A 17,799-nucleotide genomic window follows, 5' to 3' on the forward strand; every position below is an offset into this window, starting at 1 on the left:
GAGTTGTTAGACTGGGCAAGCCGGGAACTAAAAAATGCATTTCTCTTTGAGGAGGATCTCATTCGATTATCGAGGCTACTCATGGCTGCAGGGATCGGTGATTTTGCTCACCACTGCCCAGATCGCGAAGTTACCGGGATTACCATCGATTCTCGAAAGGTGACCCCTGGTAATCTTTTTGTTGGTCTTCCAGGAAGAAGTTATGATGGCGCCACATTTGCGAGGGATGCCTTAAGTCGTGGTGCCTGTAGTGCGATTATCAGTGATTATCACAAAGACGATCTAGAGGCTGAACTGGAGGGTCTGTTAGTCATTGAAAGGCTGGATCGTAAAGTTTTAGCTGATCTTGTCTATGCGTTCTATGGTGATATCTCAGAAAAAATTAGACTTATAGGTGTAACTGGAACCAACGGCAAGACAACTATCACCCATATGGTTGCACACGTCTTAAATGTGCTTGGTTCACCATCTCGAGTGATTGGTACCTTAAATGGTGAGCTCACGACCCCCGAGTCGCCTGAACTGTTTAGCAGGATCGCAAGTGCCATCTCAGATGGTGCCTCCAACCTGGCGATGGAGGCGTCCTCGATCGCGATCGATCAGGGGCGAATCAATAACCTCACCTTTTTCGTCTCGGTCTTTACTAATCTCACTCCAGATCACCTTGACTATCATGGCGACATAGAGAGCTATTTTTTAGCCAAAACCAAGCTCTTCCAGGGCGGTCGAAGCCGTTTTTGTGTGATCAACAGAGATACTCCATATGGACTTAGACTGCTTTTGTCTGGCAACATTTCGGGCACTAGCTATAGCATAAGTGACGCGACAGATCTTTCCTTGAAGATGAGTGAGATCACCTTCACCTACTGCGGTCGTGGCTTTATGGTTCCATTGACCGGAGAACATAACCTTTCAAATTCGCTTGGGGCAATTGAGGTCCTTCGATTGATGGGTTTTGGACTTGGGGAGATCTCTAGCGCCCTATCCACCTTTAGTGGGGTTCCAGGACGGCTAGAGCTAGTTAGTGGTGACGATCCAACCCGGGTCTTTGTTGACTATGCGCACTCTCCCGATGCTCTAGAGCATGTTCTTTCCTCGCTAAAGAATCTTTTAGAGGATGAGGGTCGTCTTATTTTGGTCTTCGGAGCTGGTGGTAATCGCGACTCTATCAAGCGTTCACTGATGGGTGAGGTAGCTGGCAGGTACGCAGATATGGTCGTTGTGACCAATGACAATCCTCGAAATGAGGATCCCAAAGCGATAGCTATGGCGATATTGGCCGGTTTGAGCGATTCTAAAAGAGACGTTCCCAGCGTCGTTATCTACGATCGTCGTAGCGCAATTGAGCATGCGATTATGGCTGCGGGCGATAAGGACGTTGTTTTGATTGCAGGCAAGGGCCATGAACGCTATCAATTGATTGGACCTAATCGTTTTGAATTTATCGATGGTGACGTGGCTCGATTGGTTTTGAATTTAAAGAGGCAGGAGCTGATAACGTGATCGCGATTCTTGTCTCGTCGGCACTTGCATTTTTGGTTGCTGTCCTGGCAACCAGTTATCTGATTAAGTTTTTACGGGCCTATAAGATTGGCCAGCAGATCAGAGAAGATGGGCCAAAGCGTCACGTCTCTAAGGCTGGAACCCCAACGATGGGTGGCATTGTAATTTTACTGGGAGTTCTAGTCGGATATTTGGGAGCTCATGCCAACTTGGGAATTCCAATCTCCTCTGGTGGCTTGCTCGTTCTGTTTGCTGCTCTTGGAGCGGGGTTGGTTGGCTTCTTGGACGACTTTATCAAGATCAGGAAGGCTCGTTCCCTTGGTCTTACAAAGTCGGCCAAGATCCTTGGTCAGATTATTGTGGCAGGCCTCTTCGCCTTTGGCGCCCACTTTTGGGCACATGTGCCATCGTCGATCGACTTTGTGCGTTTCAGTGGTTTTGCTTTCCACGTTCCCGTCTGGGCTTGGATAGTCTTTGCGACCTTGGTAGTCATAGGTTCTTCAAATGCCGTCAATCTGACTGATGGATTGGATGGATTGGCCGCAGGATCGGCAATCTTTGCCTTTGGGTGCTTGACGATTATTGGATATTGGCAATTCCGTCACGAATCTGTCTATCACGTCTCTAGTGCTATCGATATAGGAATAATAACCGTAGCGATGTGTGGGGCTTTAGCTGGATTTCTATGGTGGAATGCTGCGCCCGCAAAGATATTTATGGGAGATACGGGCTCCTTAGCGATTGGGGCGGCCTTAGGAGCTACCACACTGATCATGGGGCTAGATCTTTGGCTGGCTATTCTTGCGGGGCTATTTGTTATCGTAACATTGAGCGTGGTTATTCAGGTCATCTCATTTAGAGTATTTCATCGTCGTGTCTTTAGGATGGCACCACTTCACCATCACTTTGAATTGATTGGATGGCCCGAAACGACAGTTATCGTCCGTTTTTGGATGATGGCCGGAATCTTTACAGCGATCGCGCTTGGCCTTTTCTATGCTGACTTTCTCTCTATTGGAAATCTGATCAAACAATGATTGAGCCTACGACCCCATCTTTAGCAGAGGGCATATCCATGGATCGTTGCGGTTGGTTGCGACACGCTACCTTGGGACCTCGAGGTGGCCGATGAAGCCTTTGACCCAGGAGAACCAAGGTGATTCAGCGACTGGACATTCTAGCCAATCAATTCTGGTGGGAGGCTACGGACGCGCGGGTAAGAGCGCGGTAAGGCTAGCAAGACAACTTGGATGCAACGTGATAGTCTTTGAGTCGAATTTGGCTATCGATCTTCCTGGAGATCTGAGCGTGATTCGAGATGAAAATGAACTTGCGGATCTGATCGTCGATGTTGATAAGGTCATCGTCTCCCCGGGTATAGAACCAACCCATGGTCTCTTTAGCGATCCATCAAAGGTTCAAAGTGAGATGGCTTTCGCCAGAGAGCGCATTACTTCACCTATTATCGCTATTACGGGGACGAATGGAAAGACGACTGTATCAACGCTATTGGCTGAGATGGCTGAGCGATCGGGGAGCAGCGTTAGGGCTCTTGGAAATATCGGAACGCCCCTAAGTGAGGCTGTTGGTTCTAATCTTGACCTTATAGTACTTGAAGCCTCCTCTTTTCAATTGGCCTATACCTCTAACCTTGCACCTATTCAGGCGGCGATTTTAAACTTTGCCCCTGACCACCTGGATTGGCATGGCTCTATTGAGCACTATCTAGCTTCGAAGATGCGAATCGTTGAGGGGATGGATGACGATGCGCAGGTTTGGATTTCGAACTTCTCACCCGAAGTATCTGGCTCCTTGGACGCTATCGGGCGTTCCTACAGGCAGATTTTAGGCGAGGGTGGCGACATCTTTGAGAACGAGTTGATAGTTCTAGGGCGATCGATCGGGCCGATCTCTGACCTCAAGAGACAGTTCAACCACGATTTGACGAACTTTCTATTTGCAGGTGCGATAGCAGCCTCCTTTGGTTGTGACTACGATGCAATTCGTTCAACGTGCCTTGAATTTGAGGGGTTGGCCCATCGTATGCAATACGTTGGCTCCTTTGGGGGGTATCAGGTCTTTGATGACTCCAAGGCAACCACTCCGGATGCTGTTATCTGTGACATGGAGTCTCTGCAGGACGTGGTCTTGATTGCAGGTGGCAAGAACAAGGGGTTGGACCTATCGGTTTTGGCGATTTTGGCACCAAAGTTACGTGGTGTAGTTGCAATCGGAGAGTCCGCAAGTGATATTGAAGGTGCCTTTGTGGGTCACGACCTTTCTGTCGTGCGAGCTTTCTCTATGGCTGATGCGGTCGAAGGTGCCTTTGGTATGGCTCAAATGGGTGATTCCATCGTTCTTTCACCTGGTTGTACCTCCTGGGATTGGTACTCTTCCTACGTTGAGCGAGGCTTGGACTTTCAGAGTTCAATTAAAAAAAGTGCTCGGTTGCGTGGGCTGATATGAGAGTTTTTGGTTCATGATGTTAGGTCGTTGTATCTTATCCCATGATTTGAGTGGGGTTTCGGAGGAACTGGTATGAATTTGGATTCAAAGGCAAAGCCGGATCGAAGATTTCATCTGATCAGCGGTGGCAACTCCAACGTCTCGACAGCGGAATCGAATTTGGAGACTGATCAGGAAGATCTACCTGGCGAGGTATCTGGTTCGGAGTCCGATTCGGGCCATGGCATTTTTTCTCGCAGGCGCACTAGTGGGCGTTTAGGGACTCTATCTCTCGATGGAATGGGCTATGACGAACTAGAGGATGAGTTAAGTCAGAGCGATCGCATCTATGAGCGAAGCTCGCTTAGTTTTTCATTAATCGCTCTGGTTTTGGTCCTTCTCTTGGTTGGCTCTGCCATGGTCCTATCAACGTCATTCGTCCCTTCACTTGGTTTAAAGGGTTCGGGCTCTCCCTTTTCGATCTTTGAACGCCAGGCGATCTGGATCGTGATGGGCTTGTTTCTATTCTTTGGTATCGCTCGAATCAACCCCAAGCGAATTGCACCATTTGCTCGATTGGGAATTGTTCCAGCCATAGTATTTCTAATAATTGTGCTTGTGCCAGGCGTGGGACTTGCTGTAGGTGGGGCCAAGCGATGGCTTGGGATCTCCTTCTTACGTTTTCAGCCCTCTGAATTTGCGAAGTTAGCTGTCATCTTGTACCTGGCTGGCTTCTTTACGCCGGCGGTTCCTATTCGTTTGCAACGATTTTCAAAGGCTCTTCCGGCTATATTGCTGGTTGGATTGATCTGTGGTCAGGTTCTGCTTGAGCCCGATATGGGTACCGCCATGGTGGTCGGATCGATTCTGATTGGGATGCTCTTTCTAGCGGGTATGCGTATGAGGGTCTTTGCACCATTTGCCTTCGCAACTATTTGCCTTGCCACAGTGGCAGCGCTTGCTCGAAGTTATCGACGCCAGAGACTCCTCTCATTTCTTCATCCTTGGCAGAATCGGTTGAGCTACTCCTATCAGGAGGTACAGGGGCTTGTTGCATTTGCTACAGGTGGAGTTCATGGTGTTGGAATCGGCGCCGGTTCAGCAAAGTGGGGGTACCTGCCCAACAGCCAGACGGACTTTATTTTCGCTGTAATTGGCCAAGAAGCCGGTGTAATCGGCGGTCTTTTTGTGCTTGGACTATTGGCAGGTTTGACCTATGCCATCTTTAGGGTGGGGCTGAGAGCGCCAAGTCGGTTTGAGTTTTTGGTTTGTATAGGCATGGCTCTTTGGGTGGGGAGCCAAACACTGCTAAATATTGGCGCTGTTTTGGGTCTCTTGCCCGTGACCGGGGTTCCCTTGCCGTTGATCTCTGCCGGAGGCTCCTCGCTCCTCTTTATGATGGCTGGCCTTGGAATAGTTCTAGGGGTTGCTCGTCATAGTGATCCATCTCTGCGACGTTAATACCAGCATCTGATTGATACGGAGCTGATTAATACAGAGCGAAATAGCCGACTTTTGGTTATTCCCAGCGGGTGATTATAATGTTGAACCCAGTTGAATCGTGGTTTAGCTTTGTCTGTGGCTTTGTCTTGCGATTTGAAGATAAAAGGTAGCTCTTTTGTTTTTATCAAAGCGCGCCGGAAAACCCCGTCCGTAAGGGCGGGGATGATGTCACGGAGATATAAGGATGCGCCATTTAGGATTGCATGATCTCTGTGTCGAAAAAGGGTTGAACTCTACCCACTTTAGGTGCTTTTTGGGCTGGATGGTAGATGGACGCGGCCAAAGGTAATTTTTGCTTCTTATGGGGATTTATCCGGCGGAGATCTCTTCTTCTAAGTTGACAGCTGTCCATTTCTATTGCCATGTCATTGCCACTTTGTGGATCTTTCAGGGCTGGTTCGATTCAGGACGTTTGCTCCAGAGGCGCCATGGTTGTTGCACCTCTGGATTTTTGCACCTAGGACGGTGATTGTGATGGTGATGGCTATGGATCGATCATGGGAAATCAAAAGGTAAACGAAGTAGTCGGTTGAAAACTTTTACTTTAGGTCTTTGATTTTAGGGTTAATTGAGTCTTTCAAATTCCGCGGTAAAGTGCCTCAGAAATTGCGGAGCTTTAGTTATCTTGTACCCCTTTAAACCCTTGGCATCCTCAGCTACCTTTTTTGCGACCTCTATAACATAGTCAATGTGGCTTTGGGTGTAGGTTCGCCTTGGGATCGCAAGGCGAACTAGATCCATAGTGGCTGGAACTTCAGTTCCCTGCGGAGTCATCCCAAACATGACAGTACCGATCTCGCATCCGCGAATTCCGCCCATCTCATAGAGGGCAACGGCTAGAGCTTGTCCAGGGTATTGTAGCGGTGGAATGTGGGATAGAAAAGCACGGGCATCTATGTAGATTGCGTGGCCGCCGTAGGGCTTTACTACAGGAATGCCCGCCTTGTCGAGTGCATCGCCTAGGTAGGAGGTGGATGTGATTCGATATTGGAGGTAGTCGTGTGAGATCGCCTCCTTGAGCCCTACTGCGATTGCCTCTAGGTCTCTTCCGGCAAGGCCCCCGTAGGTTGGAAAGCCCTCGGTGAGAATGAGCATGTTTCGTGCTTTTTCGGCTAGAAGGTCGTCGTTACAGGCGAGCCATCCGCCGATATTTGCCAGAGGATCCTTCTTGGCGCTCATGGTCATTCCATCAGCGTAGGATATCATCTTTTTTACTATTTCTTTTACATCCATATTCTCATAGCCGGCTTCTCGAAGACGTATGAACCAGGCGTTTTCTGCAAATCGACAGGCATCCAAGAAGAACGCTATGTTGAATTCATGTGCAATCTTAGAGACCTCTTCAATGTTGGCCATCGAAACGGGTTGGCCCCCACCTGAGTTGTTTGTTATCGTCAGCATGATAATTGGGATATTTTGAGGACCAACTCGGTCGATCAACTCTCTTAGAGCGTCAGTATTCATATTTCCCTTAAAGGGATGAATAGTTGCTGGGTCTTTTCCCTCTTCGATGACCAGATCTACCCCTTGAGCTCCAACAAATTCAATGTTGGCTCGGGTTGTATCAAAGTGTGTATTGGAGGGGATGACCATGCCATCTCCAGCGATAGATGAAAAGAGAATCTTCTCTGCCGCTCGACCCTGATGGGTTGGAATTATGTGCTTGAAGTCGAATAAATCAACGACTGCTTCACGAAAGATCTCCCAGGATGGTGAGCCAGCATAGGATTCATCCCCATGTTGAATTGCCGCCCATTGGTCCCTGCTCATCGCTCCGGTTCCAGAATCGGTGAGCAGATCTATTAGGACGTCTTTGGCGGGAATATTAAAGACGTTGTACTTTGCTTTTTCGATAGCACTCTTTCGTTCATCCCGGCTCATTAGCTTGATCGGCTCCACGGAATGAATTCGAAATGGTTCTATTATTGTGTTGAACTCCATGGCTCGATGTTACATTGTAGCGTTACCAGATTCCGTAGTTAGATTTTAAATCTGCAGCTCACAGGTATATTTTAGGGTCAGAAAATGGTGCATGTTTTTTTGGAACAGACACTTTGTTGACTAAGGTTTGCGGTTCGTGCCGAAGTTGCTCTAATAGCTAGTCAAATTGTTCGGCGATCGGTGAGCTTCTTTCACAAGAGAAAGTGACACCTTTGTGCCTCACTATTTGGTTTTTCTTGGGTAAGTGCGTGATTCGTTGTCTCTAAGGAAGATATTGGTTACCCGGTCCTTTCTATAGGCTGTTTTTGAATACCGTTGTTATTGATTTTTATGAAAGTTGAACCTCTTGCTTGCTGGGTAATTAGATAGCAATTAGTTCGTGAAATGGCATCTATTACTTTGAATGATCTTTGGTGAATTAATTTTTATATTTCTTCATTGCAATATAATTTTGGAATTTCTGGATCACTCTGAGATTATCCCACGCCGAACAAGGGCTATTTCTTGTATTTCTTGAATCAACGCCTCTTTGAAATGAGGATCTACGAAAGCACCTTGCTGAGGAGACTACCTCTGGTTCGTACCTCCAAAGATCCGTAATGACTCAAAGATCCGTAGTGACTCAAAGAGACCTCTTCTTGATCGTTCTTTTTGTTGACGGTAGATCGGTGATTCGAAGCCAGCTTGCTCTTCTTTTTGGTGGCTTTGGAAAATTTGATATCACTTTGACATTTGAAGTTAAATTCCGATTCGCCAATTAAATGTGGTGTAATATCGCTTAGCTACAAGATGTACTTATGTGGTTGCCTGGGTTTGCTTCTGAAGCTTAGGCGCACTATGAAGTTGGGGGATATGCATGCAGGTGCCAGCACCGGTGGAATATGAACGCGCTCTGAGTGTAGATGACGCTATCGAGCGTCTCACTCGCTTAGGGCCCGAGGCTCGATTGGTAGCGGGAGGACACAGCCTATTACCAATGATGAAGCTGAGACTAGCTAGACCCGAATGTCTGATCGATATAAATGGATTGGCAGATCTCTCTTTCATAAGACGTGACGGGAATGTGCTTCGGATTGGTGCTATGACGCGCCATAGCGAGCTTTTGGCTTCTCAGGTCATTTCCGAAGTTGCGAAGATAATCCCAGACGCTGAAGCTGTCATTGCGGATCCGATTGTAAGGAATCGTGGAACTGTAGGTGGTTCCATGTGTCAAGCAGATCCCGCTGAAGACCTCTCTGCAGTCTTTGCCGCCCTAGATGCCATGGTTGAGATTCGAGGGCCACGAGGGACCAGAGTTGTCTCAGTAAATGGTTTTCATACGGGCCCCTATTCTACGGTTGTGGAGCCCGATGAGATCTTGACTGAAGTCTCATTTGTAACACAAAAGAATTTAGGTAGTGCCTATGAAAAGGTAGAGCGCCGCGTTGGCGATTGGGCTATTGCGGCTGCGGGTGCCGTTATCGCTCTCCAAGATGGAAAGATTCAAAGAGCAGGAATCGGCTTGGCCGCTGTTGGTGCTCCTGATTTTCGTGCCAGTCGCGCGGAGGCATATCTATTGGGTAAGGATGCCACCCCCGACCTATTTGATGAGGCAGCAAGAATGGCTAGTGCGGAGTGTAATCCTAACTCTGACCAGCGTGGACCAAGCGCATATAAGCGACACTTGGTGGAGGTATTAACCAGGAGGGCTCTCGATGGGGCACTAAGTAATTCCAAGGGAAAGGCAAACTAGCAGTGCGTGTGAATATTGAGGTAAATGGAGTCAACTATTCCGAGGAGATAGAGCCTAGACTTCTGTTGGTTCACTTTATAAGAGATCAAATCGGGCTAACCGGAACGCATTGGGGCTGTGACACATCCAACTGCGGTACGTGTGTCTTGTGGTTGGATGATCTTCCAGTTAAGTCCTGTACTGTCTTGACGGCAATGGCAGATGGCCACAGAGTGCGAACGGTAGAGGATCTTGAACAAGGTGGGGAACTGGACCCAGTGCAGAAGGGCTTCATGCAAGAACACGGCCTTCAGTGTGGCTTTTGCACCCCAGGAATGCTGATGACCGCTCGTGCCCTTTTGGATAGAAATCCCAATCCAAGCGACCTTGAGATTCGAGAGGCGATCTCAGGACAGATCTGTAGATGTACGGGTTATGAAAATATTGTTAGAGCGATTCGATGGGCGGCTGCAAACTCTTCTTCGAATGGCGCTTTGGATGTAGCGGAGGTTGCGCAATGACGACCACAGAAAATCAAGCAAATCCGATTGGCTTTGGAAGAATGTTGCGCAAAGAAGACGCACGTTTTCTTCGGGGCAAGGGAAACTATGTAGATGACCTCAATTTGCCTGGGATGTTGCACGGTGCGGTTCTGCGATCTCCCTATGCCCATGCTCGCATCAAGTCAATTGATATCTCCGCAGCTCAAGCTCATCCTAAAGTAAAAGCGGTTATCACTGGGGAAATCCTTGAGACGCTGAATCTGGCTTGGATCCCATCACTCTCTCATGACGTGGTAGCTGTTTTAGCGACCGATAAAGTTCGCTTTCAAGGTCAAGAGGTTGCCTTTGTGGTTGCTGAGGATCGTTATTCCGCAAGAGATGCGCTGGAACTTATTGAGGTTGACTACGAAGTTTTACCACCGGTGGTGGATGCCAAAAAAGCACTTGATAAAGATGCGCCGGTGATTCGAGATGACATCGCTGGCAAGGTTGATAACTTTATTTTCGATTGGGAGTCGGGTGACAAAGCTGCTACAGATGAGGTCTTTGCGAACGCTGCCATTGTAGTCGACCAAGATATGTTATATCCTCGAGTCCATCCTGCACCGATGGAGACTTGCGGGGCTGTTGCCTATATGGATCCGATAGATCAAAAACTTACGATCTATTCCACAACTCAAGCTCCACATGCACACAGAACCCTATATGCCCTAGTGGCGGGATTGCCAGAGCATAAGTTGAGGGTGGTCTCCCCTGATATTGGTGGCGGCTTTGGAAACAAGGTTGGAATCTACCCGGGTTATGTGCTGGCTATAGTTGGATCGATCCTTACCAAGCGACCAGTCAAGTGGATGGAGGATCGCTCTGAGAATTTGATGAGCACCTCCTTCGCACGTGACTACCACATGAAGGGTTCGATTGCAGCTAGCGCCGATGGAAAGATTTTGGGTCTAAGGGTAGATGTCTTAGCCGACCACGGTGCTTTCAATAATACCGCTCAGCCGACCAAGTTTCCCGCAGGGTTCTTCCACGTCTTTACGGGTTCATACGATCTCATGGCTGCACATTGTTCTGTTCGGGGTGTCTATACCAATAAAGCACCAGGGGGCGTCGCCTACGCATGTTCGTTTAGGGTTACTGAGGCTGTCTATCTCGTTGAACGAATGGTTGATCGTTTGGCTCAAGAGCTAAAAATGGACCCTGCAGAACTGAGAATGAAGAACCTCCTTCGCCCAGAGCAATTCCCATATACATCTCCGACGGGTTGGGAGTACGACTCCGGTGAATATCCTCGGGCCCTTCGCTTAGCAATGGATATAGCTGGTTATGAGGAGCTTCGAAAGGAGCAGGCACAAAAACGGGCCAAAGGCGAGCTAATGGGAATAGGCATTAGCTTTTTTACCGAGACGGTTGGCGCTGGTCCTAAGCGCCATATGGATATTTTAGGGCTCGGAATGGCTGACGGCTGTGAAGTTCGTGTTCATCCTACCGGTAAGGCGGTTGTTCGGCTATCGGTTCAGAGTCAAGGACAGGGCCATGAAACTACATTTGCTCAGATCGTCTCTGAGGTAACTGGTATTCCACCAGAAGATATTGACGTGGTACACGGTGACACCGACAATACCCCATTTGGCCTTGGCACCTATGGATCTCGTTCGACCCCGGTATCTGGCGCAGCCGCAGCTATAGCTGCACGACGTGTGGTTGATAAAGCACGAATTGTGGCTAGTGCCATGCTGGAGTGCGCACCTGAAGACCTGGAATGGGAGAAGGGCCGCTTCAACATCAAAGGTGATAAGTCAGTGGGCAAAACCATGGCCGAGATAGCACTTGGTGCTCACGGAACGGTAGAGCTACCAGAAGGGGTAGAAGGTCACCTAAATGCTGAGTGTGTCTATGATCCGCCGAATTTGACTTATCCATTCGGAGCCTATATTTGTGTTGTTGATGTGGATCCTGCAACTGCCAAGGTTTCGGTACGGCGATTCATTGCTGTCGATGACTGTGGTCCAAGAATCAATCCGATGATCGTTGAAGGTCAGGTACATGGTGGTCTTGCAGACGGAGTGGGAATGGCCCTCATGGAAGTTATTGCCTTTGATGAAGATGGCAATAACCTTGGTGCGTCGTTTATGGACTACCTTATTCCTACTTCCTTAGAATGTCCTTCTTGGGAGACCGGTGCCACTGTAACGCCGTCCCCACATCATCCTCTTGGGCTAAAGGGGGTTGGTGAATCGGCTACAGTAGGATCGCCGCCGGCGGTTGTCAATGCAGTCATTGATGCGCTAGCTCCGTATGGCGTCAAGCACGCAGATATGCCGCTTACGCCAGCTCAAGTCTGGCAGGCAATGCAAGGTGCGCCCTATAGGACGGATTTGGCAATCCAGTGACACGAATCGATGTAATGGATAGAGCAGCGGAGTTGCGACGACAGAGGGTTCCCTTTGTCTTGGCAACTGTAGTGCGGGCCCAATCGCCAACGAGTGCAAGGCCAGGAGACTGTGCGGTGATTCTTTCGGATGGGACGATCGAAGGTTTTGTTGGTGGCTCTTGTGCCTTGACTACAGTTAAGGCTGAGTCGCTGCGGGTTCTCTCAAGAGAGTCCTCGGCACTTTTGATCATCTCGCCCCATAGTACTCAAAGCGATGAAAATGACTCAGATGGCGAGGTGATAAGGGCCTTCAACCCTTGCCTTTCAGGCGGGACCTTGGAGATGTTTTTAGAACCTTCACTTCCTGAGCCGACGATTGTGATCTATGGTGACTCTCCAATTGCTCAGGCACTTTTAGATGCAGCGGCAGTTGTTGGCTTTAGGCCACTTGAGGGCACTTTCATGGGATCTAAGGAGCTTGAAAGTGACTTCGTCGTCATCGCTACCCATGGGATCGACGAAGAGCCGGCGCTTATTGAGGCCTTGGAGTCAAAGGCAAGTTATATCGGCCTTGTGGCTTCAAAGAGGCGGGGAGCTGGCGTTCTAAGTCTTCTAGAGGATAAGGGCTATGACCTAAGTAGGATAAAGTCTCCAGCTGGACTAGACATCGGTGGGCGGACTCCTGGTGAGATTGCAATATCCATCTTGGCAGAGATAGTTACCCGAAGAAATTCAAGGTCGCACCGAGCTGAAACTTTGGCGCCCAACTATCCACAGATTGGGATTGACCCAATCTGTGGGATGGATGTAGTGATCGACGCCAGCGCCATTACTGTCAATTTAGGTGGCATCGACTACTACTTTTGTTGTAATGGTTGCAGAGTTAACTTCCAAAAGCAACATAGCTGATCGAGGCGGAATCCTTACCTCCGCATGGAGCATCGTGCTGTTGATGCGGTTTTTCAACCACACTCGGATTAGCGAAACAGAGATTAGCAATACCGTGATAACCAAGTGCTAAGGCGACCCCTTCGATCAGTCGATATTATTGATTTGGCCAGGAGATCGCGCTTTTCTTGGCCAAACCTTTTTGGAAAAGTACTTGAGGGTTGCATGGAGAAGCTGTGTTGCGCTGTGGTATAAGACTTTCGGTCCATCTTTTTCGACTCTAATCTCATCGATGATTAGGAAAGATGATTTGTTTATGGGCTTAGAGGTAGATGGTCTCAAAAATCTAAATCTTCCCAGGAAAAGGAGAATAGGTTGTCTCGAACTCCTAGTTGAGGTACCGATTATCCCCACGAATAATTCAGTTTGAGATACGACTAACGGTACAAGAATGGAGGTGGCTTAGATCGTATAAAAGTTACAAAGCTATTGCAGGTTCCGAAGGAGATTGCCAGGAGAGGGTAACTACCTAGGCAACCCAAGAATATGTTAGATTGGCGAGTGAGCGAGATCTACTGGTTGATATTTGCTCCTAGGATCGATTGATCTACTTAGGCGCGGGGTAATATGAGCATCGGGCCGGTCGAAAGTCTTTTGGGTTTTGTTTTTTTTGGAATACTAGATTGTTTCTCGAGCGCGACACTCTATTGCATCAATTGACTAGCATGTGTCAATAGAGGGTGTTTTCACCCCTAATTCTGGGCTGTGATGATTCGAGACCGCGCTCATCAAGGTGAGTTTCTAAAAGCTCGAGTCAGAGTGAACACTGGTCTTTCTGAGGCTTGGCTAGATTCGTTTATAGTTGTCGATTGGACACCCTAAGGCATTGACTGAATGCCAAAGGAGTTTTGGGGTGACCAAGATTACGACTCTTGGGTCTATTACCAGTGGATATAGATATCTAAAGTTGACCGTTTGAAATGCTTAGGCAAGTTTATGAACCATGGAATTGATCGATTTTCTATCCGTCGTGCCATGCAGTGTTAGATCGATATCAAGGCAAAGGCAAAATTGTCGAACGCTCTTTCTTTGGTGCCAGATCATGATACGCCTTAGGGAATCCCTCATGGCTGATATCCTATCGAGCATTCACATTACAATATCTGGGATGAGATGGCGATAGTGGATCAGTGCAGATATTACCAAGAGATCAATTCGCACTAGATTGCTGGTGAGTAGTTCATGATTTTTATGCAATTGGGAGCTTTTGCTTTTCCAAATGGTCATTTTGTGTGATAAGTTTCGGTTCATTGTATAGCCTTTTGTCCGCCGTCTATGAGATCGCTCTTTTCTAACTGGGGCGGCACGAGGCCAGATAGGCGAAATTAAAAGTTTGATTTATAGTTTGATGAAATTATAAATTACTATAGTTATTTAAGTTCAACTAATGAGAATCGATTATAGGTCGATATCCATTGATAGGTTTTCTAGGAGCGGAACGCCTAAATTGGGGCAAGACTGTGGTTATGCGTAGGTGAGCTTCAGCTCCGATGAGCTTTGAAAGTAGAGTTTCGAGAGATCAAATGGATCAAGGAAGCTCTATTACAAGACGGTTTTTTGTGGCATCAGGTGAATAAAGATGAGGCTCATGGGATTGAGTTGCGCATTGCTTATGAGTTTGGGGTCTCTATTGGCCATATCACTGAGAGATAATTCGTATTGCTAAAAGGACGATCCGAATTTGAGATTCTAAATGAGAGATTCAGGCGTTTATGAGGGGTGTATTGATTGCTTTATTTTCACTCGCTGGGTAGTTTTGGATAGATCATTGCCAGAGGTAAGCCCGGAGTCAGTTTTGGATAGAGGGAGGAGCTAAATGGACGAGAAGTTCGAGAAGATGTCACGTCTTTATCAGGCCCTCTATGAGATCAATGAAGCTATTTTGCGTCTCGAAGATGAAAGCCACCTCTTTCCGCTGATCTGCGACATTGCGGTTTCTCTTGGTGGAATGAGACTTGCTTGGATTGGGCGCCCGGATCTCGAATCAGGAAGTATGACTCGCCTAGTCTCTTCTGGGGCTACTGCGTATTTAGATGGAATTGAGATCTTCGTCGATCCATCTTCTGACTTCGGACAAGGCCCAACTGGACACGTTTGGCGTGAAGGTCAAAATGTCATAATCAATGATTTTCACTCTTCTGAAATGACAGATCCATGGAAAGAGCGTGCTGTTACCAATAGAATTAATTCATGTGGATCTTTCCCAATCTTTCGTGGCGGTGAGATCTTTGCGATCTTTACGGCCTATCACGAACAGATAGGTGCTTTCGATAGCGATGTTGTTGCGCTCTTGGACGAGCTATCTCGTGATGTAACTTTTGCTCTTGAAAACTTTGACCGAAACGCGGAAATCGAGAGAAGTTCCTCTGAGCTCGCTGCTAAGGAGCGCCACTTCCGCGCCTATTTCGAGCATTCGATGGTTGGAATGATAGCATTAACCAAGGATGGGATGATCCTAGAGGCGAATAGTCGCTTTTGTGAGATGCTCGGTTACAAACAAGATGAGCTCCCCAGAAATATCGTATATGGCCTCTCGCACCCCGATGACATTGAGCTGAGTAAGGCGTTTTTAGCTAGAGCTTCTCAGGCGACTGGTGGTTATTTTGTCCTAGATAAGCGCTACATCCATAAGGATGGCTCAACTATTCGTGTTCATAATACCGTAGGGGTGGTCACTGATGCTTTGGGTAACTTCGACTATTTAGTCGCTGCAGTTGAAAATGTAAATGAGCGTGACGAACGGCGCAATCGGATAGAGTTACTCGGTCGAATTATCGATAATTCTCTCAACGAAGTGCTAATCTATGAAGCCAAGTCGCTGCGCTTTACATGGGCCAACCGTGGATCATTGGTTAACCTTGGTTATAGCGCTTTAGAGCTAAATGAGATGGATGCTCTGGCGATTAAGCCTGATTTTGATTTGGCCAGCTTCATGGAGCTGGCCTCACCGCTATTGGATAAGACTAAGGAGATATTGGTCTTTGAGTCGGTCCATCAACGCAAAGATGGGTCAAGATATCCAGTAGAAGTTCACCTTCAGATTGCCGAAGTGGGCGAGGAGCGTTTCTTCGTCGCTGTTGTATTGGATATTACCGCTCGGATTGAGAGTCGAGATCGTCTTCTTACTGCGGCGAGTCTCTTTACTAACAGTAGAGAAGGCATAGCGATTGCTGACGCCGACTTTAGGGTCACTGCTATCAACTCCTCTTTTACGAGGATTACCGGCTATAGCGAAGAAGATGCAATCGGTACTTATGTAGCACCGACTGATTCACCGATGGTCTTTGATGGTGGTTTCGGTGAGGATTGGTCGAAGCTGTTGCGGAACGGTGAGTTTGACGGCGACCTATGGAGCCATCGCAAGGATGGATTCGGGTATTTGAATCGATTTTCAATTCGCCACATTCGTGACGATCGAGAGATGGTGGTGGGCTACGCCGGATTTTATAAGGATGTCACCCAGGAGAGATCAAACGAGGAACGCCTTCGTAACGCCGAGATGACTGACTCTTTGACCGGTCTTATGAACCGCAACTCCTTCATGGTGGCCACGGTTGAACTCTTTGAGTCAGAGTCAAAGGCAATGGGTGGCGTTGCTCTTTTGCTTGTCAACCTCGATCACTTTAAAGCTGTCAATGAGGCCTATGGCTATTCGATAGGCGACGTCGCATTGCAGAGGCTTGGTAGTCGGTTTGAAGCTATGATAGATCCAAAGAGGCCGATCTGTCGCTTGGGCGGCGATGAATTTGCGATGGCCGTTGCCACGAAGGATCCACTCGATGCGCTGGATTTCGCACAGTCTGTTTTGGGATTGATAATTCAGCCAATTGAGACGGATGCCGGTGAAGTTCACTTAGGAGCTTTCATTGGCATCTCGCTTTACCCGGATGATTCTAGTGACTTTGAGTCACTCTTTATCTTGGCTAATTCGGCTCTAGAACGCGCTCGTCATGGTGGTTCAAATAAGATCCTTCTTTTCGACTCCTCGAATATTGGGGCCTATACTCGATCCCTCGAGATCCAGAAGTCTTTCCGAAGGGCGCTTTCCAATGATGAGCTGTACTTGGTTTATCAGCCGATAGTTTCGCTCAGGGATGGGTCAATTCGAAGTTTTGAGGCTCTCTTACGTTGGAATCATCCTAAATTGGGTGAGGTCCCGCCATCCGAAATAATCCGAATCGCTGAGCGATCTGGGTTTATAATTCCACTGGGAAATTGGATAATTAGTCGAGCCCTCGCGCAGTTGGCTAGCTGGCATCGTGATGGGGTCGATGTGGCGATGCTCTCGATCAATGTATCAGCGATTCAGTTTTTAGACGGCAGCTTGGTCTCGATCTTGGGAGACAAGCTACGCCAATATGGTCTTGGAAATGGCGTGGTAGAGGTGGAGATTACTGAAACTATCGCTATGACAAATGTTGATGAGTCACAGGTACAGATCGAAAAGCTAAAAGATTTAGGCGTGGGCATCTCCATCGACGATTTTGGCACAGGCTATTCGTCTCTCAGCTATCTTCGTAAATTTCCCGCCACAACGATCAAGATCGACCAAAGCTTTACGAGTGAATTGGTTGAGAACGTTGAAGTTAGCACCATAGTAGAGTCGGTCATAAGGATTGCAGATGCTCTGGGCGCTGAGATCGTGGCGGAGGGGGTCGAAACTATAGCACAATTTGAGGTTCTGCAACGTATGGGTTGTGCAAACGTGCAGGGATATCTTATTGCCAGGCCAATGTTGCCGGAAAAGGTGGCACCTTTTATTGAAAAAGTAGCGCAAGATCCGTGGTATTTTTTATGCCAGGAGTGAAGCTAGTTCCCCTTGGGACTTTCCTTTTTGCGACTAACTACGCTTTTCTAATCGATTTTGAATC

The 17,799-nt window shown here is 47.9% G+C and carries 10 protein-coding genes; 9 read left to right on the plus strand and 1 reads right to left on the minus strand.

The annotated features are described in order from the left end of the window. The first annotated feature begins 3 nt into the window (after positions 1–3). From ACIDITHRIX25_RS70115 to ftsW, 4 genes are all read left to right on the plus strand, one after another. Positions 4–1,503 (plus strand): UDP-N-acetylmuramoyl-L-alanyl-D-glutamate--2,6-diaminopimelate ligase, encoded by a 1,500-nt coding sequence (locus tag ACIDITHRIX25_RS70115; RefSeq protein ID WP_201732253.1) that lies wholly within the window; start codon positions 4–6, stop codon positions 1,501–1,503. After that, positions 1,500–2,540: a phospho-N-acetylmuramoyl-pentapeptide-transferase gene (gene mraY, locus ACIDITHRIX25_RS70120; RefSeq protein ID WP_052603917.1), complete on the plus strand. Its 1,041-nt coding sequence runs from the start codon at positions 1,500–1,502 to the stop codon at positions 2,538–2,540. Before ACIDITHRIX25_RS70115 ends, mraY begins: the two co-directional genes overlap by 4 nt. Positions 2,541–2,631: 91 nt before the next feature. After that, on the plus strand, positions 2,632–3,969 hold the full coding sequence (gene murD / locus ACIDITHRIX25_RS70125) for a UDP-N-acetylmuramoyl-L-alanine--D-glutamate ligase (RefSeq protein WP_201732254.1): 1,338 nt from the start codon (positions 2,632–2,634) through the stop codon (positions 3,967–3,969). A 72-nt stretch (positions 3,970–4,041) separates the two neighbouring features. Further along, complete coding sequence (gene ftsW / locus ACIDITHRIX25_RS70130) at positions 4,042–5,409, plus strand: putative lipid II flippase FtsW (RefSeq protein WP_052603919.1); 1,368 nt, start codon at positions 4,042–4,044, stop codon at positions 5,407–5,409. Positions 5,410–6,015: 606 nt separating this feature from the next. Here ftsW and ACIDITHRIX25_RS70135 read toward each other — a convergent pair. Continuing rightward, the gene (locus ACIDITHRIX25_RS70135) at positions 6,016–7,392 is read right to left on the minus strand and encodes a tryptophanase (protein WP_052603920.1); all 1,377 of its coding nucleotides are present in this window, start codon (positions 7,390–7,392) and stop codon (positions 6,016–6,018) included. Positions 7,393–8,248: 856 nt separating this feature from the next. Between ACIDITHRIX25_RS70135 and ACIDITHRIX25_RS70140 the strand changes: the two genes are divergently transcribed. The 5 genes from ACIDITHRIX25_RS70140 to ACIDITHRIX25_RS70160 all read left to right on the plus strand — a co-directional run bounded on the left by ACIDITHRIX25_RS70140 (position 8,249) and on the right by ACIDITHRIX25_RS70160 (position 17,735). Next, entirely contained in the window at positions 8,249–9,124 is an 876-nt protein-coding gene (locus ACIDITHRIX25_RS70140; RefSeq protein ID WP_502756195.1) for an FAD binding domain-containing protein, read from the plus strand. 2 nt (positions 9,125–9,126) lie between these two features. Further along, positions 9,127–9,624 carry a (2Fe-2S)-binding protein gene (locus ACIDITHRIX25_RS70145; protein WP_052603922.1) on the plus strand — a complete coding sequence of 166 codons (498 nt, stop codon included), beginning with the start codon at positions 9,127–9,129 and terminating at the stop codon, positions 9,622–9,624. Next, complete coding sequence (locus tag ACIDITHRIX25_RS70150) at positions 9,621–11,999, plus strand: aerobic carbon-monoxide dehydrogenase large subunit (protein WP_201732256.1); 2,379 nt, start codon at positions 9,621–9,623, stop codon at positions 11,997–11,999. Before ACIDITHRIX25_RS70145 ends, ACIDITHRIX25_RS70150 begins: the two co-directional genes overlap by 4 nt. Next, entirely contained in the window at positions 11,996–12,889 is an 894-nt protein-coding gene (locus ACIDITHRIX25_RS70155; protein WP_201732257.1) for an XdhC family protein, read from the plus strand. Before ACIDITHRIX25_RS70150 ends, ACIDITHRIX25_RS70155 begins: the two co-directional genes overlap by 4 nt. Before the next feature lie 1,855 nt (positions 12,890–14,744). Next, the gene (locus tag ACIDITHRIX25_RS70160; protein ID WP_201732258.1) at positions 14,745–17,735 is read left to right on the plus strand and encodes a bifunctional diguanylate cyclase/phosphodiesterase; all 2,991 of its coding nucleotides are present in this window, start codon (positions 14,745–14,747) and stop codon (positions 17,733–17,735) included. The last annotated feature ends 64 nt before the right edge of the window (positions 17,736–17,799 follow it).

The sequence above is a fragment of the Acidithrix sp. C25 genome, from assembly GCF_904848545.2.